General features: G+C 62.8%; 26 protein-coding genes. 9 read left to right on the top strand and 17 right to left on the bottom strand.

The window, feature by feature from the left end:
- The first annotated feature begins 66 nt into the window (after nt 1–66).
- The 5 genes from pcaQ (at nt 67) to APH36_RS04095 (ending at nt 3537) form a co-directional block, all read left to right on the top strand.
- The gene (gene pcaQ / locus APH36_RS04115; protein WP_060497591.1) at nt 67–999 is read left to right on the top strand and encodes a pca operon transcription factor PcaQ; all 933 of its coding nucleotides are present in this window, start codon (nt 67–69) and stop codon (nt 997–999) included.
- A gap of 229 nt (nt 1000–1228) precedes the next feature.
- Nucleotides 1229–1993, top strand: coding sequence for an FKBP-type peptidyl-prolyl cis-trans isomerase (locus APH36_RS04110; RefSeq protein WP_016715510.1), 765 nt, complete (start codon nt 1229–1231; stop codon nt 1991–1993).
- 288 nt (nt 1994–2281) lie between these two features.
- On the top strand, nt 2282–2722 hold the full coding sequence (locus APH36_RS04105) for a YkvA family protein (RefSeq protein ID WP_060497590.1): 441 nt from the start codon (nt 2282–2284) through the stop codon (nt 2720–2722).
- A 111-nt stretch (nt 2723–2833) separates the two neighbouring features.
- Entirely contained in the window at nt 2834–3172 is a 339-nt protein-coding gene (locus tag APH36_RS04100; protein WP_060497589.1) for a helix-turn-helix transcriptional regulator, read from the top strand.
- Complete coding sequence (locus APH36_RS04095; protein WP_016501064.1) at nt 3169–3537, top strand: hypothetical protein; 369 nt, start codon at nt 3169–3171, stop codon at nt 3535–3537. Before APH36_RS04100 ends, APH36_RS04095 begins: the two co-directional genes overlap by 4 nt.
- Before the next feature lie 48 nt (nt 3538–3585).
- Here APH36_RS04095 and APH36_RS04090 read toward each other — a convergent pair whose 3' ends face one another.
- Nucleotides 3586–4545: an EAL domain-containing protein gene (locus APH36_RS04090; protein WP_060497588.1), complete on the bottom strand. Its 960-nt coding sequence runs from the start codon at nt 4543–4545 to the stop codon at nt 3586–3588.
- A 118-nt stretch (nt 4546–4663) separates the two neighbouring features.
- Complete coding sequence (locus tag APH36_RS04085) at nt 4664–6745, bottom strand: carboxy terminal-processing peptidase (protein ID WP_177337077.1); 2082 nt, start codon at nt 6743–6745, stop codon at nt 4664–4666.
- A 139-nt stretch (nt 6746–6884) separates the two neighbouring features.
- Here APH36_RS04085 and APH36_RS04080 point away from each other — a divergent pair, with 139 nt between their 5' ends.
- A complete protein-coding gene (locus APH36_RS04080; protein WP_060497586.1) occupies nt 6885–7847 on the top strand; it encodes an NAD(P)H-quinone oxidoreductase in 963 nt (320 codons plus the stop codon).
- Between the two features lie 121 nt (nt 7848–7968).
- On the opposite strand, the gene APH36_RS04075 is transcribed toward APH36_RS04080, so the two are convergent.
- The 6 genes from APH36_RS04075 to APH36_RS04050 all read right to left on the bottom strand — a co-directional run bounded on the left by APH36_RS04075 (nt 7969) and on the right by APH36_RS04050 (nt 13249).
- Complete coding sequence (locus APH36_RS04075; protein WP_060497585.1) at nt 7969–8622, bottom strand: HAD family phosphatase; 654 nt, start codon at nt 8620–8622, stop codon at nt 7969–7971.
- Between the two features lie 14 nt (nt 8623–8636).
- Complete coding sequence (locus tag APH36_RS04070; protein WP_060497584.1) at nt 8637–9626, bottom strand: ABC transporter ATP-binding protein; 990 nt, start codon at nt 9624–9626, stop codon at nt 8637–8639.
- A 1-nt stretch (nt 9627) separates the two neighbouring features.
- Nucleotides 9628–10422: an ABC transporter permease gene (locus APH36_RS04065; RefSeq protein WP_060497583.1), complete on the bottom strand. Its 795-nt coding sequence runs from the start codon at nt 10420–10422 to the stop codon at nt 9628–9630.
- A complete protein-coding gene (locus tag APH36_RS04060; RefSeq protein ID WP_060497582.1) occupies nt 10412–11242 on the bottom strand; it encodes an ABC transporter permease subunit in 831 nt (276 codons plus the stop codon). Before APH36_RS04060 ends, APH36_RS04065 begins: the two co-directional genes overlap by 11 nt.
- Entirely contained in the window at nt 11239–12045 is an 807-nt protein-coding gene (locus tag APH36_RS04055; RefSeq protein WP_027609476.1) for an alkaline phosphatase family protein, read from the bottom strand. Before APH36_RS04055 ends, APH36_RS04060 begins: the two co-directional genes overlap by 4 nt.
- 145 nt (nt 12046–12190) lie before the next feature.
- Nucleotides 12191–13249, bottom strand: coding sequence for an ABC transporter substrate-binding protein (locus APH36_RS04050; protein ID WP_016715521.1), 1059 nt, complete (start codon nt 13247–13249; stop codon nt 12191–12193).
- A gap of 328 nt (nt 13250–13577) precedes the next feature.
- On the opposite strand from APH36_RS04050, the gene APH36_RS04045 reads away from it, so the two are divergent.
- Nucleotides 13578–14291 carry a UTRA domain-containing protein gene (locus APH36_RS04045; RefSeq protein WP_060497581.1) on the top strand — a complete coding sequence of 238 codons (714 nt, stop codon included), beginning with the start codon at nt 13578–13580 and terminating at the stop codon, nt 14289–14291.
- A gap of 3 nt (nt 14292–14294) precedes the next feature.
- Here APH36_RS04045 and APH36_RS04040 read toward each other — a convergent pair whose 3' ends face one another.
- From APH36_RS04040 to minC, 7 genes are all read right to left on the bottom strand, one after another.
- A complete protein-coding gene (locus APH36_RS04040; RefSeq protein ID WP_060497597.1) occupies nt 14295–16448 on the bottom strand; it encodes a mechanosensitive ion channel family protein in 2154 nt (717 codons plus the stop codon).
- A 44-nt stretch (nt 16449–16492) separates the two neighbouring features.
- Complete coding sequence (locus tag APH36_RS32005; RefSeq protein ID WP_016715524.1) at nt 16493–16660, bottom strand: hypothetical protein; 168 nt, start codon at nt 16658–16660, stop codon at nt 16493–16495.
- Nucleotides 16661–16785: 125 nt separating this feature from the next.
- Nucleotides 16786–18075 carry a M18 family aminopeptidase gene (locus tag APH36_RS04035; RefSeq protein ID WP_016715525.1) on the bottom strand — a complete coding sequence of 430 codons (1290 nt, stop codon included), beginning with the start codon at nt 18073–18075 and terminating at the stop codon, nt 16786–16788.
- A 107-nt stretch (nt 18076–18182) separates the two neighbouring features.
- Nucleotides 18183–18818, bottom strand: coding sequence for an RluA family pseudouridine synthase (locus APH36_RS04030; protein ID WP_060497580.1), 636 nt, complete (start codon nt 18816–18818; stop codon nt 18183–18185).
- A gap of 154 nt (nt 18819–18972) precedes the next feature.
- Nucleotides 18973–19227: a cell division topological specificity factor MinE gene (minE, locus tag APH36_RS04025; protein WP_003252572.1), complete on the bottom strand. Its 255-nt coding sequence runs from the start codon at nt 19225–19227 to the stop codon at nt 18973–18975.
- 3 nt (nt 19228–19230) lie between these two features.
- On the bottom strand, nt 19231–20043 hold the full coding sequence (minD, locus tag APH36_RS04020) for a septum site-determining protein MinD (RefSeq protein WP_016715526.1): 813 nt from the start codon (nt 20041–20043) through the stop codon (nt 19231–19233).
- A 109-nt stretch (nt 20044–20152) separates the two neighbouring features.
- Nucleotides 20153–20914, bottom strand: a complete 762-nt coding sequence (minC, locus tag APH36_RS04015) for a septum site-determining protein MinC (RefSeq protein WP_019097103.1) — start codon at nt 20912–20914, stop codon at nt 20153–20155.
- Nucleotides 20915–21025: 111 nt separating this feature from the next.
- On the opposite strand from minC, the gene APH36_RS04010 reads away from it, so the two are divergent.
- Both APH36_RS04010 and APH36_RS04005 read left to right on the top strand, forming a co-directional pair.
- Complete coding sequence (locus APH36_RS04010; RefSeq protein ID WP_060497579.1) at nt 21026–21961, top strand: lipid A biosynthesis lauroyl acyltransferase; 936 nt, start codon at nt 21026–21028, stop codon at nt 21959–21961.
- Nucleotides 21962–21986: 25 nt separating this feature from the next.
- Nucleotides 21987–23135: a patatin-like phospholipase family protein gene (locus APH36_RS04005; protein WP_060497578.1), complete on the top strand. Its 1149-nt coding sequence runs from the start codon at nt 21987–21989 to the stop codon at nt 23133–23135.
- Between the two features lie 115 nt (nt 23136–23250).
- Here the strand turns inward: APH36_RS04005 and APH36_RS04000 are convergent, their stop codons facing one another.
- Together APH36_RS04000 and APH36_RS03995 are read right to left on the bottom strand one after the other, a co-directional pair.
- On the bottom strand, nt 23251–24075 hold the full coding sequence (locus APH36_RS04000) for a VacJ family lipoprotein (RefSeq protein WP_082426333.1): 825 nt from the start codon (nt 24073–24075) through the stop codon (nt 23251–23253).
- Entirely contained in the window at nt 24068–25366 is a 1299-nt protein-coding gene (locus APH36_RS03995) for a serine/threonine protein kinase (protein WP_060497577.1), read from the bottom strand. Before APH36_RS03995 ends, APH36_RS04000 begins: the two co-directional genes overlap by 8 nt.
- Nucleotides 25367–25487 lie beyond the last annotated feature (121 nt).

The following is a 25487-nucleotide window of genomic DNA, read 5'->3' as shown; positions in this document are numbered from 1 at the left end:
TCGATCTACGCCCCACCACAAATCCCAAGACAGCCACCACATGGGCAATACGGTAAGCTTCAGCCCATGAACCTCGACACCCGCATCAAATACCGCCACCTGCTGTGCTTTCTGGAGATTGCCCGACAGGGCAGCCTGGCCAGGGCTGCCGACGTGCTCGCCATCAGCCAGCCGGCCATTTCCAAAACCCTCAAGGAACTTGAAGACCTGCTGGAAACGCGCCTGTTTGCGCGCAGCCGACAGGGTGTCGAACTGACCCCGGCCGGTACGCGCTTCATGCGTTATGCCGGGCCCAGTGTGCAGGCCCTGCGCGATGGCGTCAGCAGCCTGCGTGGTGAGGCGCGGGCGCCGTCGCAGGTGCGCATCGGCGTGCTGTCGACGGTCGAGGGCCTGCTTATGCCCGAAGTGCTCTGCCGCCTGCACCAGCGCCATGAAGCGCTGGTGATCAGTGTGGTCACCGGGGTCAGTGCGCAGCTGCTGGGCCAACTGCGGCTGGGCGAGTTGGAGCTGGTGGTCGGGCGCATGACCGACAGCCCGCAGATCCAGGGCCTGTCGTTCGAGCACCTGTACAGCGAGTCGATGAGCCTGGTGGTACGCCCGGGCCACCCGCTGCTGGCCGGCACACCCGTCGAGCGGGCCCAGGTGGGGCGTTATCCGCTGGTGTTGCCGCCAGCAGGCACCACCATCCGCCAGCATGCCGACAGCCTGTTCGTGCAATGCGGCATCCAGATGCCGGCGCAGCGCCTGGAAACCCTGTCGCTGGCCCTGAGCCGGCGCTACCTGCTGGGCAGCGATGGGCTGTGGGTGGCGCCACGCGATGCGGTGCTGCTCGACCTGCGCCGTGGCGAGCTGGTCGAGCTAGACCTGGGCGTGCGGGAGCCGGGTGGCTCGGTGGGTATTTGTCGCAATGCCGCCTTGCCGCAGAGCCTGCCGGGGCAGTGGGTGTGCGAGGTGCTGCGTGAGGTGGCGGGGCAGTACCGCGAAGGTCACTACCCTTGAGTGCAGGCCTCCGGGCATTCAACGAAATAAATCCCCTGCCGAACCGGGCAAAACCGACACAACCGGGCAATACTGGCCAGTGGCTGCAAACGCATTGATGAATAAGCGTTTAACTACTGAACTTCCTTACCAAAACCCGCTCCTATGCCGGTAGCCATTGGTGATGGCCGCCTGCTAAGCTCGCGGCTTTACCCTGATTGCCCTTATGGCGCATGAACAAGGAAATAGCATGAAACAGCATCGTTTGGCGGCTGCGGTTGCCCTGGTAGGCTTGGTACTGGCTGGCTGCGACCAACAAGCTAGCAGCCCCGAGCTGAAGACTCCGGCAGAGAAAGCCTCCTACGGTATCGGCCTGAACATGGGCAAGAGCCTGGCTCAGGAAGGCATGGAAGACCTTGATTCGAAAGCAGTGGCACTCGGTATCGAAGACGCCGTTGGCAAGAAAGAACAGCGCATCAAGGATGAAGAACTGGTAGAAGCCTTCACCGCGCTGCAGAAGCGCGCCGAAGAGCGCCTGGCCAAGGCCAGCGAAGAAGCGGCCTCTGCCGGCAAGAAATTCCTCGAAGAAAACGCCAAGAAACCAGGCGTGGTCACTACCGCCTCGGGCCTGCAGTACGAAGTGGTCAAGAAGGCCGACGGCCCTCAGCCCAAGCCTACTGACGTGGTTACCGTCCACTATGAAGGCAAGCTGATCGATGGCAAGGTGTTCGACAGCTCCGTCGAGCGCGGCAGCCCGATTGACCTGCCCGTCAGCGGCGTGATCCCGGGTTGGGTCGAAGGCCTGCAACTGATGCACGTTGGCGAGAAGTACAAGCTGTTCATCCCGGCTGAACTGGCCTACGGTGCACAAAGCCCAAGCCCGCTGATCCCGGCCAACTCGGTACTGGTGTTCGATCTGGAACTGATCGCCATCAAGGACCCGGCCCAGCTGCAAGGCGCCGAGCCGGAAGCCGAGGCCCCGGCCGAAGCCCCTGCAGAAGCACCCGCCAAGTAATACTGGCAGGTTCTTGCAAAACGCCCCGTCCTGACGGGGCGTTTTCGTTTACGACGATTGGACGAACCTGTAACTGCTGATACTGTCCGAGGAAATGCAGCTTGTTGCTGTAGGATGTTTCTGGCGCAAATCGTTTGCGGCCAGCTACCCACGTATTGAAACGGCTGTGTAAAAAACGCCCGATCTGACCGGGGCCCTTGCCTGGCAGGCACCCGAGGTCAGAAACGTGGCCCTGTTCACAAGGTTATCCACAATAAATGTGGATAACCTGTTCCGCGTGGAGGCTCCATGAGCGCACCTTGGAATTTCGCCCGTTTCCTGCCCTTGGCCGAGCGCCTGCTCAGCCGTGGCCGGTTGCCGGCCCTGCTGTTCGCCGTGGCCCGCAAAGGCCCGCGCATCGGCCAGTTGCGCGAGGACGTGAAACTGCTTCAGTCGCTATGCCTGGCATGGTGGCGCGGCGAATACCGTGCCATCAGCCCCAAGGCCCTGGTCACCATCGTGGCCGGCCTGCTGTATTTCGTCAGCCCTATCGATGCCATCCCCGACTGGCTGCTGGGCGTGGGCTTCCTTGATGACATTGCAGTGCTGGGCTGGGTACTGAAGACCGTGGCCGATGAGCTGGCGCGCTTCCGGGCCTGGCGCGACAGCCAGGCACCCGAGCGGCTGCGTGTGGTCGAGCGCCTACCCGCAAGCCGCGAAGCGCTGCGCCTGGAGCGCAATACGCAGTGAAAAACGCCTGAACTGCACCTCAATCGGACAGACCCCGGAGTTGGTAATATAATTGGCATAAGGGTTATGCCTACGGATTACATGCTGTAATCCTTTTTAAAGGGGTTTGTAATGGGTATTCAGGTCATCAGCCGGGACGGTCAACCCGAGTACGCAGTCGTTCCCTGGGAGCAGTACCAGGCGCTGCTCAAGGCAGCAGGGCAAGCACCTGCCGAGGCCGTTGTCGGCGAACCGGCCATGGCAGCCGCTGCGGCGCAATTGCCAGCATTCAGCGAAGTGGCACAGATTCGCCAGGCCAAGGGCATCGCCCCTGAGCAGCTGGCGCGCAACGTCGGGGTAAGCCCGGCCTACCTGGCCATGATCGAATCGGGCGAGCGCCAGCCGGATGCAGCCATCCGCCGCGCCTTGGCCTGGCACTTGGGGGTGGCTGGCTGGAGCGAGCCATCATGAGCCAGGTCAGGATCAGCCGTCAGCACTGGGACAACCTGCTGGGCGAGCTTGACCTGGCCCGCCGTCAACGTCACTTGCTGACCTACCGAGCACTGATCGAGCGCTTGCAACTGCCCAGCCCGGCCATGCAGACGCTGACCGCCGCGCTGGAATACCTGGCAGTGCTGGATGCCCGTGCCGAGCAGCCGCTTCGCAGCTCGCTGGTGATCAGCCAGGGCGCCAGCCGTTTGCCGCGTACCGGCTTTTTTGAATGTGTCGAACGGTTAGGGCGGTTTGCCGGGCCGGTGGATGGCATGGAGGCCGCTTCCTGGCATGCTTCCGAGGTGGTTCGGGTGTTTGAGTACAGCTACCCCGAAACAGCCTGATTGGGCCTCTTCGCGGGCAAGCCCGCTCCCACAGGTACACCACCATTCTTAAGTGTGGTGGAGATCCTGTGGGAGCGGTCTTGCCCGCGAAGAGGCCGGAACAGTCAACCTATCCCTGTGAATGAATCCACAGGCCCTGCCTTCAGCATCCACTACCTCCAACGCATCCAGATGCTGATGCCGCCCAAACAGCTCCAGCAACTGCCCAATGGTGGCATTCAACCGCACAGATGGATGCTCGGCCGGCGGCATACTCATCAGCGCCGGTAACGCACGCACCCCCAGCTCCTGCGGTCGCCCAAGCAGGTACCCCTGCACCAGGTCCACCCCCATCTCCCTCAGCACCGCCAGTTCCTCCGCAAGCTCGATCCCTTCGGCGATCACCTGCGCCTTCGAGGCCCGGGCAATCTGCAGGATCGAGCCAACGAACTCGCGCTTGAGCGGGTCGCGGTGGATACCGTCGATGAAGTGCCGGTCGATCTTCACGTATTCAGGGCGCAGCTCTGACCACAGCCGCAGGCTGGAATAGCCCGCCCCCAGGTCGTCGATGGCAATCGAAAAGCCCATGTCGCGGTAATGGTGCAGGGCATTGGACAAGAGCTGGAAGTCGTCGGTGGGGGTGTGCTCGGTCAGCTCGATCACTACCCGGCTGGGCGGCAGGCCGACCTGCTCCAGCAGTTTCAGGGTCAGGCCGGACGGGTAGTGTGGCTCCAGCAGCGATTCTGGCGAGATGTTGAGAAACAGCTTGCCCTGCAATTGCTGCTCGCTGAAGCGACGGCAGGCGCTTTCCCGGCAGACGGCTTCCAGTTCGGTCAGGCGGCCAGCCTGGCGGGCGATGGTAAACAGGTTCAACGGCGCGTGCAGCGGGCTGTTGGACGGGCCGCGGCTCAGCGCTTCATGGCCGAACACCCGCTGTTCGCTCAGGCACATGATCGGCTGGAACAGACTGTGAATACTGCGTTGAGCCAGGATGGCACTCAAGGCACTGAGCTGTTCGGCAACGGTCATGACGTATTCCTGAAAATGAAAGGGCCGGGCATCTGCATGCCCGGCCCTCGTATTTCACGACAGCGCGATGACTGTTTGATGACAGGTCACATTATTCTGCCATCATCGTTGCAGCGCCTTACTTCTTGGCCACCTTGGTGCTGGCACTGAGGTAGTCGATCAGGATGCGACCGGTTTCCGACAGGTAGGCGTCGTCTTCCGGCTTGGTGTTTTCATCCTCGGTCGGCAGCGCGTCCTCGTCTTCTTTCTTCAGCTCTTTCAGCGGCTCTTCACCCTTGGCCTTGCGGCGGATGTTTTCCAGTGCCAGCTGCTTGGCCTCGATGTCATCGTGGCGCGCACGGCGCTCCTGCTCGTTGAGGCTGACGGTTTTCTCGTTCATGAGCTTCTGGGTCAGGGCCAGGCGGTCGCGGATGTAGGTGAACTCGGCATCCTTGTCGCTGCGCGCTTCATGCTGCGCCTTGAGCTGGGCCAGGAACGGCTTGAACGGGTCGGCCGCAGGCTTGACCACCGGGCGGATGGTGTCCCATGGCATGGCCTCGGGCAGGGCGCTCTCGCCGATTTCCTTGGTGTCGATGATCGACGGGTAGTCGATGTCCGGCAGCACGCCCTGATGCTGGGTGCTCTGCCCGGAAACCCGGTAGAACTTGGCCAGGGTCAGCTTCAGCTCGCCATGGTTGAGCGGCTGGATGGTTTGCACGGTGCCTTTGCCGAAGGTCTGGCCGCCGATGATCAGCGCGCGGTGGTAGTCCTGCATGGCACCGGCGAAAATCTCCGAAGCCGAGGCCGACAGGCGGTTCACCAGCAACGCCAGCGGGCCTTTGTAGAAGGCGCCCGGGTTTTCATCTTCCAGCACGTCGACGCGGCCGTCGCTGTTGCGCACCAGCACGGTCGGGCCTTTTTCGATGAACAGGCTGGTCAGCTCGGTGGCTTCCTGCAGCGAGCCGCCACCGTTGTTGCGCAGGTCGATGACCACGCCGTCGACTTTCTCTTTCTGCAGTTCGGTGAGCAGCTTCTTCACGTCACGCGTGGTGCTCTTGTACTCAGGGTCACCGGCGCGGTAGGCCTTGAAGTCCAGGTAGAAGGCCGGGATCTCGATGATGCCCAGCTTGTAGTCACGCCCGTCCTGCTTCAGCTTGAGCACCGACTTCTTGGCCGCCTGCTCTTCAAGCTTCACGGCTTCGCGGGTAATCGACACGATCTTGCTGGTCTGGTCGCTAGGTGCATTGCTGGCCGGGATGATCTCCAGGCGCACCACCGAGCCTTTCGGGCCACGGATCAGCTTGACCACTTCGTCCAGGCGCCAGCCGACCACGTCGATCATTTCCTTGTTGCCCTGGGCCACGCCGATGATCTTGTCGGCCGGGGCCACCTGCTTGGTCTTGGCTGCCGGGCCTGCCGGTACCAGGCGCACGATCTTGACCTGGTCGTTGTCGCTTTGCAGCACCGCACCGATGCCTTCGAGCGACAGGCTCATGTTGATGTCGAAGTTTTCGGCGTTGTCCGGCGACAGGTAGTTGGTGTGCGGGTCGTAGGACTGGGCGAAGGTGTTGATGTAGGCCTGGAAGATATCCTCGGCACGGGTCTGGTCCAGGCGCGCCAGCTGGTTCTTGTAGCGTTTGGTCAGGGTTTCCTGGATCTGCTTGGGTTCCTTGCCGGCGATCTTCTGGCGCAGCACCTCATCCTTGACGCGTTTGCGCCACAGGTCGTCGAGCTCGGCCTGGTCTTTCATCCACGGTGCGTCCTTGCGGTCGATCAGCAAGGTTTCCTTGGTGGTGAAGTCGATCTTGTCCACGCCCTTGTTCAACTCGGCCAGGGCGAAGTCCAGACGTTGCTTGACGCGGTCGAGGTAGCGTTTGTAGATGGTGAAGCCCGGGTCCAGGTTACCGCTTTTGAGGAAATCGTCGAATTGCGTTTTCCACTTGTCGAACTCGGCAATGTCGGCAGCGGTAAAGTAGCTGCGTGCTGGGTCCAGCAGCTTGATGTAGCTGTCATAGATGATGACCGAACGGGCATCGTCCAGCGGCGGCTTGCTGTAGTGGTGGCGCTTGAGCAATTCCACCACGTTGAGGCTGGCGACGATCTCGTCGCGGTCTGGCTGCAGGCTGTCCCATTTGTTGGCGGCCGTCGCATTGCCGCCGAGCGTGAGGCTGCCAAGGCCGATCATGACGGCGAGGGCGGTGCTTGGGAGGAAATGCTTCATGCTGATTCGACGTGGAGGCAATTGATCACGCATAGTAGGCCGTCTTTTCCGTTGCCGGTTCCATGGAGCCGGGCAAATACTGCAAAAAGCCTGAGGTAAGCAACCCCAGGCCCAGTCATGATTCAACTATGGAGGCACTGTGAAGGCATTGCAAGGCGTTGACGGACATGTGGAGTGGGTCGAGGCCGAACGCCCGGCCTGTGACGCGGGCCAAGTGCGCATTCGCGTGGCTGCTGCGGGCCTGAACCGCGCCGATCTGCTGCAGATGAAAGGTTTGTACCCGCCACCGCCGGGCGCCAGCCCGTACATGGGCCTGGAGTGTGCCGGGGTGGTTGAGGAAGTGGGCGCCGGTGCCGACTGGCGCGTGGGCGACCGTGTGTGCGCGCTGTTGGCCAGTGGCGCCATGGCCGAGGAAGTGGTGGTCGATGCGCGTCACGTGCTGCCTGTGCCCGAGGGCCTGAGCCTGCATGAAGCCGCGGCGTTGCCGGAGGTGTATGCCACTGCCTGGTTGAACATCTTCCAGCTCGGTGCTGTGAAGGCTGGCGAGAAAGTGCTGGTGCATGCTGGCGCCAGTGGCGTGGGCTCGGCCGCTATCCAGTTGTGCAAGGCGTTTGGCAGCCCGGTGTGGGTCAGTGTCGGTTCGCAGGACCGCCTGGCTTATTGCGAAGCGCTGGGCGCGACAGGGGGCGTGGTACGTAACGAAAACCTGGACGCGCTGGAAGGCTTTGGCCCGTTCGACGTGATTCTCGACCCGGTGGGTGCCAGCTACGGTGAGCTAAACCTCAAGCTGCTGGCCCGCGACGGGCGCTGGGTGATCATCGGCTTGATGGGTGGGCGCAAGTTCGAGCTGGACCTGGCGCAGGTGCTGGGCAAGCGCCTGGAGATTACCGGCTCCACGCTGCGCAACCGCGATGACGGCTTCAAGGCGGAGCTGCTGCGTGAGTTGCAACAGCAGGTGTGGCCGCTGTTTGCCGAAGGGCGGTTGTCGCCGCAGCTGGTTGACACCTACCCGGTGGAGTTTGCCCAGGCGGCGTATGCCGAGCTTGAGACTAATCAGGTCTCTGGCAAGCTGGTGATGGTGATTGACCCTAGCCTGGTGTAAGCAGGCCTGGCCTTTTCGCGGGTAAACCCGCTCCTACAGGATCACCGCAGATTCGAAATTTGTGCGATCCCTGTGGGAGCGGTTCACCCGCGAATAGGCCGGTTCAGGCAATAAATTACTCTCAGGTCCAGCTCAAAATCGGCCAGCGATTGATCTGGGCATGCTCCCGCAATACCGCATCCGGGTTCACCACATGCGGATGGTCCACCTTCAACAACAACGGCAAATCATTCCGTGAGTCGGAATAGAAACTCGCCCCCTCCAGATTTTCTTGTTCCTGATCCAGCCACTCCAGCAGCCGCGTAATCTTGCCTTCACGATACGTCAGCACCCCGTGGGTCTTGCCGGTATACACTCCGTTCACCGCCTCCAGCTCGATCGCCAGGTATTCGTCCACCCCCAGGCGAGCCGCAATCGGCCCAACCAGGTGCGTACCCGAAGCGGAAATGATCAGGATGCGGTCCCCGCGCTTGCGGTGTTCGGCAATGCAGCGGCAGGCGTCGCCGTAGATGATCGGCTCGATCACCTCTTCAACCCACGGCTCAACCAGGTGCTCGACTTCTTCCAGGGTTCGCCCGGCCATCGGCTCCAGACTGAAGGCCATGTAGTCCTCCATCTGCAGGTGGCCCTTGCCGTAGGCCTCCATCAGCTCATGGTCGCGGCGCAGAAATTCCTTGCCGTCGACCCAGCCCAGCCGGGCCATCTGTTCGCTCCACAGCGAAGCGCAGTCGCCGTGGATCAAGGTTTCGTCCAGATCGAAAATTGCCAGTGCCATTGTGCTGAATCTCCTTAGGCCACTTCCCGCAGCGCCGTGGGGTCGATCGACAAGCTTACCCGTTTTCCGTCCGCGTGCAGGTCGGCCGGCGAGCGGTTGAGCACGTCGACCACCAGCTCCACGTCGCGCACTTGCACGCGGTAGCGGATCACGTTGCCCAGCAAGCTGTGGCTGCTTACCTGGGCGTCCAGTTCGCCGTGTATGCCCAGTGTGATCGACTCCGGGCGGATCGCCAGGCGGCTGGCCACTGGGCGTTGCAGCAGGCGGCTGGCGCTGTCGGCATCGAGCAGGTTGTAGTTGCCGATGAAGCCGGCGGCAAACAGGTCCACCGGTGCGGTATAGAGGGTTTCGGCATCGCCGCTCTGGACGATGCGCCCCTGGTTCATCAGAAAGATGCGGTCGGACATCGTCAGCGCTTCTTCCTGATCGTGGGTGACGAAAATGGTGGTCAGCCCTAGCTCACGCTGGATGGCCCGGATCTGCTCACGCAGGTGCTTGCGAATACGTGCATCCAGTGCCGACAGCGGCTCGTCGAGCAGCAGCAGGCGAGGGCGGGTGACCAGCGAACGGGCCAGGGCCACGCGCTGGCACTGGCCGCCAGACAACTGGTGCGGGTAACGCCCGGCAAAGCTGCCCAGCTCCACCAGGTCCAGCGCCTCGCGCACCCGTACCTGGCTTTCGTCGGCCTTCACCTTCTGCATGCGCAGGCCAAAGGCCACGTTCTGCTCCACGGTCATGTTGGGGAACAGCGCATAGCTCTGGAACACCATGCCGATGCCGCGCTTTTGCGGGCTCACGGGCACGATGTCGTGGCCGTCCAGCAGGATCTGCCCGCTGTCCACCGGGGTCAGCCCGGCGATGCAGCGTAGCAGGGTGGACTTGCCGCAACCGGACGGGCCCAGCAGGGTAACGAACTCGCCGCGTTCGATGTGGCAGTCGATGTTCTCGAACACCGGGCTGCCGGCGTAGCTTTTTTGCAGTTTCTGTACGCTGACGAAGCTCATGTCAGGTCTTGTCCTTGTTCAGGCGGTTGGCGATCCAGGTCAGTACCAGCACGAAGGCGAAGTAGGAGATCACCAGCGCACTGTTGAAGTGGCCGCTGCTGTTACGCATGTTGTTCAGGTACACCTGCAGGGTTTCGTAACGGGTGCCGACCAGCAGGTTGGCGAACACAAACTCGCCAAACAGGAACGAAAACGACAGCAGCAACGCCACCATCAGGCCCTTGCGCAGGTTCGGCAGCACCACCAGCAGCGCGGCCTGCCAGGTGCTGGCGCCCAGCAATTGGGCAGCGTCCATCAGGTCGCGCAGGTTGATGGCTTGCAGGTTGTTGGTGATGGCCCGGTACATGAACGGCAGGGCGATGGTGAAGTAGCAGCCGATCAGGATCCACGGCGTGCCGACCATGGCCATCGGCCCGCTGCCGTACAGCTGCAACAGCCCCACCGACGACACCACTGGCGGCACCGCGAAGGGCAGCAGGATGAGAATGTTCATCAGCGCGTCCAGCCTGGGGAAGTGGTAGTGCACCACGAACAGCAGCGGCAGAATCAGGACTATCGACAGCAGCAGTGCGCCCACGCACACCAGCAACGACTGGCCGAAAGCGGCCAGGAAGCGTGGCTCGCTCCACAGCGCCGCATACCATTTCAGGGTCAGGCCGCTGGGCAGCAGGCTGGCCGACCAGCTGGTGGCCAGCGAGTAGAGCAGGGTGCCGGCCAGTGGCAGCAGCAGAATCAGGAACAGCAGGTAGACCACGGCGCGGTGGTACCAGCCGCTGGAACGGGCGTCAGCGCGCATGGTAGCTCCTCTTCAACAGCCATTGGTGCACCACCGTGACCAGCGTCATCAGCCCCACCAGCACCATCGCAAGGGCGCTGGCCAGGTTCGGGTCGAGGCTGATGTCGCCAGCCACCAGGCCGGCGATGCGGATCGGCAGTACGTTGAAATTGCCGGTGGTCAGCGCGTACACGGTGGCATAGGCACCGAGCGCGTTGGCCAGCAAGATGACGAAGGTGCCCAGCAGTGCCGGAGTGAGTACGGGTAGACCAATGTGCCGCCAGAACTGCCAGTGGCTGGCGCCCAGCAGCGCGGCCGACTCGCGCCAGTCTTCACGCAGGGCGTCGAAGGCGGGGTACAGCAGCAACACACCCAGCGGGATCTGGAAGTAGGTGTACACCAGGATCAGCCCGCTTTTGGAGTAGATACTGAAGTCTTCCAGCAGGCCGATCTGCTTCAGCAGCAGGGTCAGCGCGCCGTTGAAACCGAGCAGGATGATGAAGGCGAACGCCAGCGGCACCCCGGCAAAGTTACTGGTCATGTTGGCGAAGGCGCTGACGAAATCGCGCAGTTTCGAGTCCACCTGGCGCAGCGAGTAGGCGCCGAGGGTGGCGATGACGATGCCGAACAGGCTCGACCAGAAGCTGATTTCCAGGCTGCGTTGCAGCGCTTGCAGGTAGAACTTCGAGCTGAAGACCTTGCTGAAGTTTTCGACGCCCCAGCCGGCTTCCGATTGCAGGCTGTTGATCGCCACCCAGGCCAGCGGGGCGACCTGGAAGATGACGAAGAACACGGCGAACGGCAGCAGGCAGAGCAGGGCCAGATAGCGGCCACGGTTCACTTGAGCAACTCCCGGCACACCGTCTTGTCGTGCGCGGCACCCAGCAGTTCACAGATGGTCCCGCACAGCTCGGTCTGCAGCGGCTTGGCCGCCGGGTCCAGGCTGAAGGCGTCGCCGAAGACGAACAGCGGCACTTCGCGCTCCTCGGTCAGCAGCCCGTTGTGCGAGCGGTCGTTGTTCATACCGTGATCGGCGGTGACCAGCACCTGGTAACCCTCTTCCAGCCAGCCTGGCAGGTAGTCGGCCAGCAGGATGTCGGCGCTGCGTGCGGCGTTGCGGTACTGGCTGCTGTCCAGGCCGTGGCGGTGGCCGACGTCGTCGATGCTCATCGGGTGCACCAACAGGAAGTTGGGTGCGTGGCGGCGGCGCAGGTACTCACCGTCGGCCAGCAGGTGCGAATCGGGGTAGCGGTCGTCCCAGTAGAACAACCCATGCTGGATCGGCAGCTTCGGCGCGTGGGTGTGGCGGTCGCGCTGCGGGTCGAAGGGTGAGCGGTTATACAGCTCGCTCATCCAGTGATAGGCCGCTGCTGCGGTGCCCAGGTTGGCCTCGCGGGCGTAGTGGAACACACTGCGCTGGTTGGACAGGCGGTTGACGTTGTTGTGCACGATGCCGCTGTCGATGGGGGGCACGCCGGTGAGGATGCACTCGTACAGCGGCCGCGACAGCGACGGCAGTTCGCATTCCACGCGGTACAGCGCGGCGCGGTCGGCCTCGACGTAGGCGTGCAGGTGGCCCATGGCGTGGTGGGCGACCTGGTAGTTGAGACCGTCCAGCAGGACCAGGATGACGTTGTGTTGCATGATTGCTCCAGTCGTAAACCGCGTTGGCTTCTTCGCGGGTAAACCCGCTCCCACAAGTACTGCACTAGGCTCAGGACCTGTGCTGTACCTGTGGGAGCGGGCATGCCAGCGAAAGGGCCGGATCAGACACTACAGAAATGAGCCCTCACTCCATCTCGATGATCACTTGCTCTTGCCACATCTGCGGCAGTTTCTTCGAGGTGGCTTCCCAGGCTTCGGCATTCTTGATCGGTTGCGCGGCCTTGTACTGCTCGTTTGGCAGCAACTTGGCCTGCACATCCGCCGGCAGCGTCAGGTGTTCGGCACGGATCGGCCGGGCATGCCCCTTGGCCAGGTTTATCTGCCCGGCATCGCTGAAGATGTATTCACGCGTCAGCTTGGCCGCATTGGGGTGCTTGGCGTATTTGTTGATGATGGTGGTATAGCCGGAGATCACCGTGCCGTCCGACGGGATCAGCACTTCGAAACGCTTGGGGTCGATCTGCTCGCGGTAGCTCAGGCCGTTGAAGTCCCACACCACGCCGACCTCGACCTCGCCTTTCTCGATGGTCTGGATGGTCGGGTTGGCCAGCGACAGGCGCTTCTGCTGGGCCAGTTTGGTGAACAGCTGCAGGCCCGGCGCCACGTTGGTTTCGTCGCCCTTGTAGGCAATGGCCGCCGCCAGTACACCGTTGGCGGCTTGTGCGGCGGTGCCGACGTCACCGATGGCGACCTTGTACTTGCCTTTTTCCAGGTCATGCCAGGAGGTCGGGCGTTCGCCTTCCTTCACCAGGTCCTTGTTGATGATGAACGCAATGGTGCCGGTATAGGCCAGCGCCCAGTGCCCGTCCTTGTCCTTGGCCCACTCCGGTACCTGGTCCCAGGTGCTGGGCTTGTACGGCTGGCTGACGCCCTTGGTCACGGCGATGGGGCCGAAGGCGGCGCCCACGTCGCCGATGTCGGCGCTGGCGTTGTCCTTCTCGGCTTCGAACTTGGCGATTTCCTGCGCCGAGCTCATGTCGGTGTCACTGTGCTTGAGGCCGTACTTGCTGGCCAGGTCTTCCCAGGTGCCTTTCCAGTTGGCCCAGGCATCGGGCATGCCCACGCTGTTGACGGTGCCTTCCTTGCGGGCGGCGTCTTCCAGGGCCTTTAGGTCCGCGGCCATGGCCGAGGTGCAGAACGCGATGGCCGAACCGAGCAGTGACGCCATGAACAACTTTTTCATCCGTAGCTCCTTGGGTGGGTGCCTTTTTACGATCGTTGTTATGAGTGAAGCCGTTGCCTGGAACCTTTGGTCTAGGTCAGCAAACCTTGAGCCAAGGTAGGCCGCTTGCGTGACAGTTTGATGTAGGGGAGGGCCTGTACAGGTAGCGTCGAGCCCTTGGCAGTACAGCGTAGACCATGCCACAGCCCCGGTTTTTCTGGGCTGGCCCGATTCTGGCAACAGTATGGTTGCAGCGTTGTCACGGGATGTTCATCAGCCCTGCCTAGGCTTGCACTATTCTCCAAGTGCCCTGTTCTGGGGCTGGACTAGTCCAGATAGGTAACCTTTGATGCAGTCGATGCCACCGCGTGCGGTAACAGCCATCTGCCATGCCCTGCAGGAGCAGATCGAGCACGGCCTGCTGGCCCCGGGGGGCAAGCTGCCGGCCGAGCGCAAACTCAGTGAGGTGTTCGACACGACGCGCATCACCCTGCGTGAGGCGCTGGCGCAGCTGGAGGCCCAAGGCCTGATCTACCGTGAAGAACGCCGCGGCTGGTTCGTTGCACCCGAGCGGCTGACCTACGACCTGATCGAGCGCAGTCACTTCCATGCCATGGTGCGCGACCAAGGGCGGGTGGCCAGTACCGAGCTGCTGTCGGCGCGCTTGCAGCCAGCCTCGGCGGCCATCTGCGCACGCTTGCAGCTGCCGGCCTTGTCCAGTGTGGTGCGTATCTGCCGGTTACGGCGGATTGATGGGCGGGCGGTGCTGTATGCCGAGCATTACCTGAACCCCCGGTACTTTCCGGGGATTCTCGAACAGGAGCTGGCGCAATCGCTTACCGAGATATATGGGCGGGTGTATGGCATCCGGTACGGGCAGGTGTGCTTCGAGATCCTGCCGACGGCGTTGCCGGTAGAGGCGGCGGGGGCGCTGAAGGTGTCGACGGGCAGCCCGGGGCTGCACATCACGCGGGTCAACAGTGATCAGCATGGGCACCTGATCGACTGTGACCTGGAGTATTGGCGGCATGATGCCATTCGTATTCGTGCCGTGGCGGGTTAGGGCCTAGCTGGAGGCGCCGGATTGCGCCATTCCACCACCACCCGCAGTCACCACCTGCACCGACAACCGTGGTGTCGCCAAGTCCAGCCCTGCCTCATCCAGCTGCCGCTTCAGCGCCAGGTTGAAGGCCCGCGACACTTCCCACTGCTTGATCGGCGCCGTCTTGAACCGCGCCCGCAAAATTGCCGACCCCGACTCGAAACTCTCCACCCCTTGCAGTTCCAGTGGCGACCAGATGTTGCGGCGCATCAGCGGGTCATTGCGCAGCTTTTGCCCCACTTCGCGAATCAGCGTGATCGCCTGGTCGATGTTCATGTTGTGCGGAATCGCCACGCGGAAAATCGCATAGCCAAACTCCCGCGAGTAGTTCTTGATGCTCTTGATCTCGCTGAAGGGGATGGTATGCACGATGCCGTCAATGTCCCGCAGGCGCACGGTACGAATGGTCAGCCCCTCCACCGTGCCCAGGTGGCCGCCCACGTCCACGTAGTCGTCGATGGCCAGCGAGTCCTCGATGATGATGAACAGCCCGGTGATCAGGTCCGCCACCAGTGACTGTGCGCCAAAGCCGATGGCCAGGCCGATCACACCGGCACCGGCCAGCAGCGGGGTGACGTTCATGCCCATGTTGGCCAGGGCAACGATCACCGCGATGATGAAGATGACCACGAACATCACGTTGCGGATCAACGGCATCATGGTTTGCGCACGGGCGTTGGCCAGGCCCCGACGCGAGCGCACCAAGGCATGGTGCACGGCGGTGTCGGCAAGGATCCACACCAGCCAGGCGACGATCAGTGTGCCGGCAAGGCCCAGCAGGCGCAGGCTGATGTCGTGGCCGTCGCCCTCTGCGAAGCTGATCATCGACAGGCCCCACACACGCAGGCCCAGCTCGATGAATACCAGCCAGATGAACAGGTGCACCAGCAGGTAGCCAAAGTTGCGCAGGCGCTCGGCATACACGGCCTGGCGCTTGTTGGCGCGTTTGGGGTTGGCCGCATGGCGGCGTACCAGTCCGTTCAGCACCATGCACACCACCACCAGCACCGTGCACATCAGTGACTGGCGCAGGGCGGTGCTGGTGTCGCCCGCCGAGATGAAGGTGGCGAACAGCGAAATGGCCACCAGAATCAGTGCCGGAATGAACCAGAAGCTGCCGAGAATCTCGATGGTGTCGCTCAGGGTGCGCCGGGTCAGGCGCCGCGACAGCGGCTGGTTGCGGATCAGGTGGGCGATGGGGCGGCGAAAGCGCAGGATGAACAGCCCGGTGCACAGTGCGGCGATGACGTTGGCCAGGGTGGCCAGGGCATGGGCCAGGTGGGTACCCAGTGCAACCAGCATGCGCGGGTCGCTCATGGCCTCGCCGAACGCAGCGAAGCTGCCGATCAGCCACAACGGGCGGAACGCCTGGCGCCGCAGGATGTGCAGGGCGCGGTGGCGGTGCGGGCCGTCCAGCAGCGAGAAGGCGATGACGCAGATGGCCGAGAAGCAAGTGCCCACGACCAGCGCGTAGGCCAGCACCATGGCCAGCGATTTGCCCAGCGACGGCGGCAGCACGAAACTCAGGTAAACGGTGAATACCAGCGCCACCAGCCATGGGCCGAGCTTGCGCAAGGCAAAGCGCACCAGGTCCCAGGTGCGCGGGTGTTGCGGTAGTTCTTCGCTCAGGCCAAAGCGCAGGCGTATCCGGTGCCCGACCCAGTTGAAGGCGTAGGCCAGCACACTCCACACGGCAATGACAGCGGCAAAGCCGAACAGGATGGCTGGCCACTGGTGCACCGGCACCATCAGTTCGGTCAGTTCCGCCTGGGCCTGTTCGATTTCCGCCGCCCAGCGATGGAACGGGCTGGCGTCGCCGCTGAACTGTTTTTCGAAGTCATGCAGGGCACCGCCGATCAGCCCGAGCACGCCCTGTTCGACGCTGGGTTGCGACTGCTTGGTCGCGTCGCGCAGCTTTTTCAGGTCGGCCAGCAGCTTGGCCCGCTGTTGATCGTTTTCGAGGTTCTTGATCACCTCGTCCAGCGACTTGCCCAGCGGCTCGGTGGCCTCCGGTTGCGCAGGCGCACTGCCACCCAGCAGGCCAGGCAGGCCCGCCGCCTTTACCGGGGTGATGAACAGCAACAGCAGCAGGAACAGGTAACGCAGGAGGGCAGGCACTGGCAAATCTACCTCAGGTCAAACGATTGACCGAGTGTAGAGGTTTATGACGGCAGTTTCTCAAGGATCTTCCAGCAGGTGAGGCCGAAGATACCCAAGGTGCCGATCCACATCATCAGTACCCCGATATTGCGTTCGCGCATGCTGAAGCCGATGGTCAGCAGCATCAGAAACAGGAACACCGGCACGAACAGGGACAGGAACGGGGACATGGACAGCAATCCTTTTGCAGTGGGGCCATGTATCAAGCATAGCGGGTGGCAAGCGAGGCGGGATTGACCTTGAGCAGGTCCGGCCCTTTGCGGATAAAACCGCGATAGGGCCGGACCTGCCTACATCAAGGCAACTCGCGGCTACGGTAGAAGGCGGTCAACACCTTCACCAGGTGCGCCAGGTCATGGCTGCCGCACAGTTCACGAATCGAATGCATGGCAAAGGTCGGCAGCCCGATGTCCACCGTGCGCACCCCCAGGTGGCTGGCGGTAATCGGCCCGATGGTCGAACCACAGCCCATGTCGCTGCGCACCACAAAGCTCTGCACCGGCACTTCTTCGGCCATGCACAGGTGGCGGAAGAACCCGGCGGTTTCGCTGTTGGTGGCGTAGCGCTGGTTGTTGTTCACCTTGATCACCGGCCCGGCGTTCAGCTTGGGCCCGTGGTTGCCGTCGTGCTTGTCGGCGTAGTTGGGGTGCACGCCGTGGGCGTTGTCCGCCGACACCATCAGCGAGCGCTGAATGGTGCGCACGTAGGCGTCGCCATCCGGCAGCAGGCGCTGCAGGGTCTGCTCCAGCATCGGGCCATCGGCGCCGCAGGCTGAGCAGCTGCCGACTTCTTCGTGGTCGTTGCACACCAGCACGCAGGTTTCATCACTGTCGGCGGCCAGTAAGGCTTGCAGGCCGGCGTAGCACGACAGCAGGTTGTCCAGGCGGGCGCCGGCGATGAAGTCGCCGTTCAGGCCGACCAGTGCGGCATCCTGGGTGTCGTAGAAGCTCAGCTCGTAATCCAGCACCACGTCGGCGATCAGCTCGTGCTCGCGGGCCAGTTGCTCGGTGAGCAGGGCGCGGAAGTCGATGCGCTCGTCTCCGGCCACCTGGGCGAGGATGGGCGGTAGCTCGTTCTGCGGGTTGATCGCCCAGCCTTCATTGGCGGTGCGGTTCAGGTGAATGGCCAGGTTGGGGATGATCGCGATCGGCAGCTTGAAGTCGATCAGCTGGCTTTCAACCTTGCCGTCACGGCGGTAGGTAACGCGCCCGGCCAGCGACAGGTCGCGGTCGAACCACGGCGCCAGCAGGGCACCGCCATACACCTCGACACCCAGTTGCAGAAAGCCCTGGCGCTGCAGCTCGGGCTGCGGTTTCACCCGCAGGCACGGGCTGTCGGTGTGGGCGCCGACCATGCGGATGCCGTTCAGCAGGGGGGCTTGCTTGCCCAGCTTGATGGCGATGATTGAGGAGTCGTTACGGGTGACGTAATAGCGGCCGCCGGGCACGGTGGCCCAGCTGTCGCGCTCGTCCAGGCGCTGGTAGCCGGCCGCTTCCAGGCGCTGGGCCAGGCTGGCGGTGGCGTGGAAGGGCGTGGGGGAGGCCTTGAGGAAGTCGATAAGGCCAGAATTCAGTGCGTCGCGCATAGCTCACTCCAGACAGCAGTGGCGCGAGTTTAGCGTATTAAGTCGACAAATTGTGTCTGCCTCTTCGCGGCTAAAGCCGCGAAGAGGCCTGTAAAGGCAGTACACATTCAGAAGGGCGCTGGGCACTCGAACTTCAACCGCTCCCCCGACACCGGGTGGGTAAAGCTCAGCATGGATGCATGCAGGCACAGCCGCTCATGCGCAGCCAGCGCCTCAGGGTTGGCATACAGCCGGTCACCCAGCAGCGGATGCCCGATCGACAGCATGTGCACACGCAACTGGTGAGAACGCCCGGTAATCGGCGTCAGTTCCACCCGGCAGTAATCGCCACAGCGCTCGACGATGCGCCAGAAGGTCAGTGCGTGCTTGCCCTGTTCGTGGTCCACCACATGCCGTGGCTTGGTTGGCGGGTCGTAGCGCAGTGGCAGGTCGATGCTGCCACTGTCCAGCGCCGGTTGGCCCCAGCACAACGCGGTGTAGGCCTTTTCGGTTTCGCGGTCGTGAAACTGGCGAGACAGCTCGCGGTGGCTGTCGGCATCGCGGGCCAGCAGGATGATGCCGGAGGTTTCCCAGTCCAGGCGGTGCACGATCAGCGCATCAGGGTAGCCGTTTTGCTGCAGGCGGGTGATCAGGCAGTCCTTGTTGTCTTCGGCGCGGCCGGGCACCGACAGCAGCAGGGTCGGCTTGTTGATCACGAGGATGGCGGCGTCTTCGTGCAGGATCTGGATGTTCGACAGCGGCATTGCGTGGTCTCTGTTAAATCGGGGAAAGCTATTGGGGCCGCTTTGCGTCCCATCGCGACACAAGGCCGCTCCTACAGGGGAGTGCATTCCCTTGTAGGAGCGGCCTTGTGTCGCGATGGGCTGCACAGCAGCCCCAAATTCCCGGTAGCGCGGATCAGCGATCCGGCAGGGTAATGTTCAGCTCCAGAATCGAGCAGCTGCCCTGGTTTTCCAGCTCGATATGCACATCATCGTTGCCGATGTTCACATACTTGCGGATGACTTCCAGCAGTTCTTTCTGCAGCGCCGGCAGGTAGTCCGGTTCGCTGCGTTGGCCGCGCTCGTGCGCCACGATGATCTGTAGACGCTCTTTCGCTACCGACGCGCTGGTCTGTTTCTGTCTGCCACGAAAGAAGTCAAAAAGGTTCATGGTTTACTTGCCTCCAAACAGGCGCGCGAAGAATCCTTGCTTCGGCACTTCGATGAACCGCAGGGGCTTCTCTTTGCCCAGCAGACGGTCGACGGTGTCGCTGTAGGCCTGGCCGGCATCGCTCTGGTCGTCGAGGATGACCGGGATACCCTGGTTGGAAGCCTTCAGCACGGCCTGGGACTCGGGAATCACGCCCTTGAGCTTGATCGCCAGGATTTCTTCGACGTCGGCGATGCTCAGCATTTCGCCCTTTTCCACGCGCTCGGGGTGGTAGCGGGTGATCAGCAGGTGTTCCTTGATTGGCTCTTCGCCGTTTTCGGAGCGGCGCGACTTGCTCGACAGGATGCCCAGCATGCGGTCGGAGTCACGTACCGAGGACACTTCCGGGTTGGTGACCACGATGGCTTCGTCGGCGAAGTACATGGCCAGGTGCGCGCCTTTCTCGATACCGGCTGGCGAGTCGCAGATGACGAAGTCGAAGTCTTTCTTCAGCTCCATCAGCACCTTTTCAACGCCTTCCTGGGTCAGCGCGTCCTTGTCACGGGTCTGGCTGGCGGCCAGCACGTACAGGTTCTCGAGGCGCTTGTCCTTGATCAGGGCCTGTTGCAGGTTGGCTTCGCCGTTGACCACGTTGACGAAGTCGTACACCACGCGGCGTTCGCAGCCCATGATCAGGTCGAGGTTACGCAGGCCCACGTCGAAGTCGACGATGACGGTCTTGTGGCCACGCAGTGCGAGGCCGGTACCAATGGCGGCGCTGGTGGTGGTCTTGCCCACACCCCCCTTGCCGGAAGTAACCACGAGAATCTTGGCCAAGGTGTTTCACCCCTAAAATAGTCGGGACACGGGTCCCTGCAAATAACTGAAATAGCTTAAATAACGGCAACGGTAAAAAAGTTGCTCTAAAAATGCTGGCAAGTATCCGTTAAAGACGGGTGATGTTCAACACGTCACCAGACAGGCTGACTTGCACGCCGGTGCCCCACAGCGGGTCGCGGCGCAGGTCTTCGCAGACCTTGTACTGGCCGGCGATCGAGACCATTTCGGCGGTCATCTGCTGGCAGAAAATACGCGCCTTGGTGTTACCTTTGATGCCGGCCAAGGCGCGGCCGCGCATGGCGCCGTACACATGGATGTTGCCATCGGCCAGAAGTTCCGCACCCGGGCTGACCGAAGCGGTAACGATCAGGTCGCCACCTTGGGCGTAGATCTGCTGGCCGCCGCGTACCGGCGAGGTGATGATGCGGGTCGGGCGCACTTCGGGTTCCGGTGCCGGTGGTGGGGCCGGGGCCGGCTCGGGCTTTCTGACCACCTCGGGCTCGGGCTCCAGTGGCCGCTCGCGGGCGCCGGAAGGCGGCAGTACCGGCAGGTCGATGGCGATGGCGGCAGCGATGTCCTCGATGCGGTTGGCGCGGATGGCCAGGGTACGCAGGCCGTGGTGGCGGCAGATCCGCATCAAGCCGGGCAGGTCGATTGCCCCTTCGTCGGCTGGCAGTTTGTCCAGCGCCAGCACCAGCGGCGTGTTGCTGAAGAAGTTCGGTGCCTGGGCGACTTTGGCCGCCAGCTGGCGGTCGAGGGCTTCAAGGTCATTGCGCGCCAGTTCCAGTACGGTAATGGCGAGCATGCTGCCCTTGAGCTGGAACACGGAGGCGGTGTCGGGTGTGTGGTTTGGGCTCATGGTCTGCATAGACGGCTTGTTGCGAAAAAAGTGCCCTGACTTATAACGAGAACACCGGTTGCCCGCAACATGCACTGATCCGTTGTAGAATGCGCGGCCTTTGTCTTTCCGGATGCTTCAATGGAACGCCCGCGTTTTCGTCCCTATTACCTTCATCCCAAGTTCTGGGGCCTGTGGCTGGGCCTGGGCCTGCTGTGGCTGGTGGTCCAGTTGCCGTACCGGGTGCTGTTGAAAATCGGTGCCGGGTTGGGTGCCGTGATGTATCACTTTGCCGGTGAGCGTCGGCGCATTGCCGCACGCAACCTGGAGCTGTGTTTCCCGGAGCTGTCGGTCGACGAACGGCAGCGTTTGCTCAAGGCCAATTTTGCGTCCACCGGTATCGCCTTCTTCGAAATGGCCATGAGCTGGTGGTGGCCCAAGGCCAGGCTGGCGCGCCTGGCCCATGTCGAAGGGCTGGAGCATCTGCAGGCCGCCCAGCAGGCGGGGCAGGGCGCCATCCTGATGGCGGTGCATTTCACCACGCTGGAAATCGGCGCGGCGCTGCTGGGCCAGCAGCACACCATCGACGGTATGTACCGCGAGCATGGCAATGCGTTGTTCGACTTCATCCAGCGCAGTGGGCGTGAGCGGCATAACCTCGACTCGCTGGCGGTGGAGCGTGAGGACGTGCGCGGCATGCTCAAGCTGCTGCGTTCGGGCCGTGCGATCTGGTACGCACCGGACCAGGACTACGGCGCCAAGCAGAGCATTTTCGTGCCGCTGTTCGGTATCCCGGCTGCGACGGTAACTGCCACTACCAAGTTTGCCCGGCTGGGCAAGGCGCAGGTGATTCCGTTCACCCAGAAGCGCCTGGAGGATGGCAGCGGCTATCGTCTGGTGATCCACCCGCCGCTGCAAGACTTCCCTGGGGAGAGTGAAGAGGTTGATTGCCTGCGCATCAACCAGTGGGTTGAAAGTGTGCTGCGCGAGTGCCCTGAGCAATACTTGTGGGCGCACCGCCGGTTCAAGTCGCGGCCTGAGGGTGCGCCGCGGCTCTATGACAAGAAAAAGCGCTGAAAGCAGCTGAACCAGGAAGGATGCCATGGCCCCACCTCCGGTAACCGGTCTTATCCTTTCTGGCGGCGGCGCCCGCGCGGCCTATCAGGTCGGCGTACTGGCCGGCATCGCCGAGCTGCTGCCGGCCGGCGCGCACAACCCCTTTCCGGTCATCGTCGGCACCTCTGCCGGTGCCATCAATGCCGTGACCCTGGCCAGCGGTGCCACTCATTTCAACGACGCCGTGCAACGGCTTACCACCTTCTGGCAGAACTTTCGCAGCCACCTGGTCATCCGCAGCGACTGGCCCGGGGTGGTGCGCCAGGCCAGTCGCTTCGTTGGCCACAACCTGTTAGGCATTGGTGGCCCGGCACCCGTGGCGCTGCTGGACAGCAGTCCCTTGCGAGGCTTGCTGGAGGCACACCTGAACCTGGACGGCATCGGCCATTCCCTGGCCGCCGAGCAGTTGCGCGCCGTGGCAATCACGGCCTTTGGCTACGAGTCTGGTCAGGCGGTCACCTTCTACCAGGGCCGTGGCAGCATCGAGGCCTGGCTGCGTCACCGCCGCATTGGCGTACCCACGCCGCTGACCATCGACCACCTGCTGGCCAGTGCGGCCATTCCGCTGCTGTTTGCCCCGGTGCAACTGGGCGACGAGTATTACGGCGACGGTGCAGTCCGCCAGTCGGCGCCCATCAGCCCGGCCTTGCACCTGGGCGCCAGCCGGGTGCTGGTGGTCGGGGTCAGTGGCAACCCGCAGCGGCCAGCGCCGCCGTTGCCGACCCAGCGGGTGTTCAGCGGGCAGCAGCCGAGCCTGGCACAGATTGGTGGGCACATGCTCAACAGCACGTTCATTGACAGCCTGGAAGACGATATCGAATTGCTGCAGCGGCTCAATCATTTGAGCCGGTTGCTACCGGCACATCTGGATGCCCGTCGCCTGGGGCTGGCGCCGATCGACGTACTGGTGGTGGCGCCCAGCCAGCCGCTGGACGAGATTGCCGCACGGCACCGGCGTGAGCTGCCGGCGGCGTTGCGCTTGTTCCTGCGTGGGCCGGGGGCGACGCGGACCAGCGGGGCCGGGGTGTTGAGCTATTTGCTGTTCGAGGCGAGCTATTGCAGTGAGCTGATCGAGCTGGGGCGGCGGGATGCTTTGGCGAAGAAGCGGGAGTTGTGTCAGTTCCTGGGGATTTGATGTTGCCTGTTCTGGCCCTTTCGCGGGCAAGCCCGCTCCCACAGGAACCGCACAACCTTCAGGCATTGTGCAGTCCCTGTGGGAGCGGGCTTGCCCGCGAACAGGCCGGGCCTGCTTACTCGGCTATCTGCAACTTGCGCGCTTGGGTATACACGTACCGCACCTTCTCGTACTCGAACGGCGAGTTCAGCTGCCCATAGCGGAATTTGGTGGTGTAGCGCTTGTCCACCACCTGCAAGGCAAAGATTTCCGGATGGTCGGTGCTGGCTTCGGCCACATTTAGGTAGTTGATGGCCTGCTCGCCCGCATAGTCCACCACCACCCCGGTGGTATCGCGCAGGTTCGATGGCCCCAGCACCGGCAGCATCAGGTACGGCCCGTCCGGCACGCCGTAGAAGCCCAGGGTCTGGCCAAAGTCTTCGCTCTGACGCGGCAGGCCCATGCTGGTGGCCGGGTCCCATAGCCCACCCACACCAATGATGGTGTTGAACATCAGCCGCGCCGTGATCTCCGCCGAGCGCTTGGCTTTCAGCTGCAGCACGCTGTTGAACAGGTTCGGCACATCGCCGATGTTGTTGAAGAAATTGCTTACCCCGGTACGCACGAAGCGCGGGGTGACGTACTGGTAGCCACTCACCAGCGGCAGCAGCACCCATTGGTCCAGCCGGTAGTTAAAGTGGTAGATGCGCCGGTTGATCGACTCCAGCGGGTCGTACACGTTCAGCGCCTCCAGGGTAGAGCGCTCGAACTCGCGCTGGTCCAGCCCGGGGTTGAATTTCAACTCGCGCAGCGGGTCGAGAAAGCCGTCTGCTTCGGGCGCCAGTGGTGCGGCAGTCACCTGAGGGTCGGCTTCGACCACGCTGGCCCGTGGGGCGGTTTCGGCGGCCAGCGCGTGGCCGGCAGCCAGCAGGGCAGTGGCAAAGAGGAGTTTGTTAACCACGGAAGAACTCCAGCATGGCGTCACTGTTGACGCGGTAGTTGAGGTTGCCGCAATGGCCGCCATGGGGGTAGAGGGTCAGCCGGTCACCAAACACCTTGCGCAGGAAGCCGATATCGCCGGGGCCAAGGATGACGTCGTCAGCGTTGTGCATCACGGCAATCTTGTCGCTGCTGCGCAGGTAGTCTTCCAGGGCATACAGGCTTACCTGGTTGACCAGTTGCAGGATGCTGTTGCCGTCGGTGCGGGCGCGCCACATGGGGATCACCTGCTCGGTCATGTAGCAGTCGAAGTCGCACTGCAGGGCACGTTTGAAGAACGGCGTGAGGCTACTGCCCTCGGTGATCGGAAACTTCGGCGGAATGATCAGGCCACGGCGGTTGATCAGGTCGGAGGTAAAGGCAATGTCGGCCGCCGAGAAGCGGAACGAGGTGCCGATCAGCATGGCCATCTGTTCGTTGGACAAGTGCTGGCGCGACTGCTGGAAGTCGTACAGCAGGGCGTCATTGAGGTCGATGTAGCCCTTGTCCTGGAAGTAGCGCGTGAGCTTTTGCAACATCAGCTCGTAGAAGGTGGTGCTGCGGTCGATGCCCTTGACCTGGGTTTGCACCAGCTTGTCCAGGTTGTTGATCGAGGTGTACAGGTTGACTGGCGGGTTCAGCAGCAGCACGCGCTTGAAGTTGAAGCTGCGGCGGGTTTCGTCCAGGTGGCTGACGAAGGCCGCATCCAGCGCACCCAGGCTGTAGCCGGTGAGGTAGAAGTCACTGACTGGCAGGCGCGGGTGCTGGGCGCGCACGGCCTGCATCACCCGGTACATGTCTTCGGCGTCATCCTTGCTGACACCGGGGGTGGCAAAGCGCGAAGCGGCGCTCATGAAGTCGTAGCTGGTGGGCGACGACAATTGCACTACGTGGAAACCGGCCTGATAGAACAGCTTTTTCAGGTATTCGTTGATGCTGCTGGAGTACGGTGCGCCGGTACCCGCAATGATGAAGATCAGCGGCGCCTCGCGGTCCTGGCGGGCCAGGCGGTACTTGAGTTTTTTCACTGCCCAGAAGTTGTCGGGCAGGGTGAACTCACGCTCCGGGCGCAGGTTGAGGCTGTAGTCGGACTGTGTGATTTCGTCGTCGCTGGGCAGGGTCGGGCGCTGGTCCGGCGGCGTGGTGGCGATGGTGGCCTCGAACGGGTTGGTCAAGGGGTAGCCATAACTCGCGGCGTCGATGTCCCGCGCCGAAGCGGCCACAGCCATGAGCAGGCTGCCGAGCAGGGCAGCGAGGCGCAAAGATCGAAGCATGTAGTCCCCCAAAAGAACGCAAGGTCGAGCGGTGTGCAGGCTAGGACCACATCAACGCAGGCAAAGTTGCCTGGCGCGGTGGCCTTTGGTGTGCCGGTTATCTGCAACATAGCTGCAGGGT

The sequence above is a fragment of the Pseudomonas sp. NBRC 111133 genome (assembly GCF_001320605.1).
GTDB classification, from domain to species: Bacteria; Pseudomonadota; Gammaproteobacteria; order Pseudomonadales; family Pseudomonadaceae; genus Aquipseudomonas; species Aquipseudomonas monteilii.
This window is presented reverse-complemented; position numbering and strand designations above follow the sequence as displayed.

Coding starts and splice junctions, on each gene's coding strand:
- APH36_RS04105 (WP_060497590.1), top strand. CDS start 2,282: ATGAGCGCACCTTGGAATTTCGCCCGTTTCCTGCCCTTGGCCGAGCGC.
- APH36_RS04075 (WP_060497585.1), bottom strand. CDS start 8,622: ATGGCACTGGCAATTTTCGATCTGGACGAAACCTTGATCCACGGCGAC.
- minC (WP_019097103.1), bottom strand. CDS start 20,914: ATGCAGACCATGAGCCCAAACCACACACCCGACACCGCCTCCGTGTTC.
- APH36_RS04095 (WP_016501064.1), top strand. CDS start 3,169: ATGAGCCAGGTCAGGATCAGCCGTCAGCACTGGGACAACCTGCTGGGC.
- APH36_RS04090 (WP_060497588.1), bottom strand. CDS start 4,545: ATGACCGTTGCCGAACAGCTCAGTGCCTTGAGTGCCATCCTGGCTCAA.
- APH36_RS04065 (WP_060497583.1), bottom strand. CDS start 10,422: ATGCGCGCTGACGCCCGTTCCAGCGGCTGGTACCACCGCGCCGTGGTC.
- APH36_RS04070 (WP_060497584.1), bottom strand. CDS start 9,626: ATGAGCTTCGTCAGCGTACAGAAACTGCAAAAAAGCTACGCCGGCAGC.
- pcaQ (WP_060497591.1), top strand. CDS start 67: ATGAACCTCGACACCCGCATCAAATACCGCCACCTGCTGTGCTTTCTG.
- APH36_RS32005 (WP_016715524.1), bottom strand. CDS start 16,660: ATGTCCCCGTTCCTGTCCCTGTTCGTGCCGGTGTTCCTGTTTCTGATG.
- APH36_RS04110 (WP_016715510.1), top strand. CDS start 1,229: ATGAAACAGCATCGTTTGGCGGCTGCGGTTGCCCTGGTAGGCTTGGTA.
- APH36_RS04035 (WP_016715525.1), bottom strand. CDS start 18,075: ATGCGCGACGCACTGAATTCTGGCCTTATCGACTTCCTCAAGGCCTCC.
- minE (WP_003252572.1), bottom strand. CDS start 19,227: ATGAACCTTTTTGACTTCTTTCGTGGCAGACAGAAACAGACCAGCGCG.
- APH36_RS04050 (WP_016715521.1), bottom strand. CDS start 13,249: ATGAAAAAGTTGTTCATGGCGTCACTGCTCGGTTCGGCCATCGCGTTC.
- APH36_RS03995 (WP_060497577.1), bottom strand. CDS start 25,366: ATGCTTCGATCTTTGCGCCTCGCTGCCCTGCTCGGCAGCCTGCTCATG.
- APH36_RS04085 (WP_177337077.1), bottom strand. CDS start 6,745: ATGAAGCATTTCCTCCCAAGCACCGCCCTCGCCGTCATGATCGGCCTT.
- APH36_RS04030 (WP_060497580.1), bottom strand. CDS start 18,818: ATGCCGCTGTCGAACATCCAGATCCTGCACGAAGACGCCGCCATCCTC.
- APH36_RS04045 (WP_060497581.1), top strand. CDS start 13,578: ATGCAGTCGATGCCACCGCGTGCGGTAACAGCCATCTGCCATGCCCTG.
- APH36_RS04010 (WP_060497579.1), top strand. CDS start 21,026: ATGGAACGCCCGCGTTTTCGTCCCTATTACCTTCATCCCAAGTTCTGG.
- APH36_RS04005 (WP_060497578.1), top strand. CDS start 21,987: ATGGCCCCACCTCCGGTAACCGGTCTTATCCTTTCTGGCGGCGGCGCC.
- APH36_RS04100 (WP_060497589.1), top strand. CDS start 2,834: ATGGGTATTCAGGTCATCAGCCGGGACGGTCAACCCGAGTACGCAGTC.
- APH36_RS04055 (WP_027609476.1), bottom strand. CDS start 12,045: ATGCAACACAACGTCATCCTGGTCCTGCTGGACGGTCTCAACTACCAG.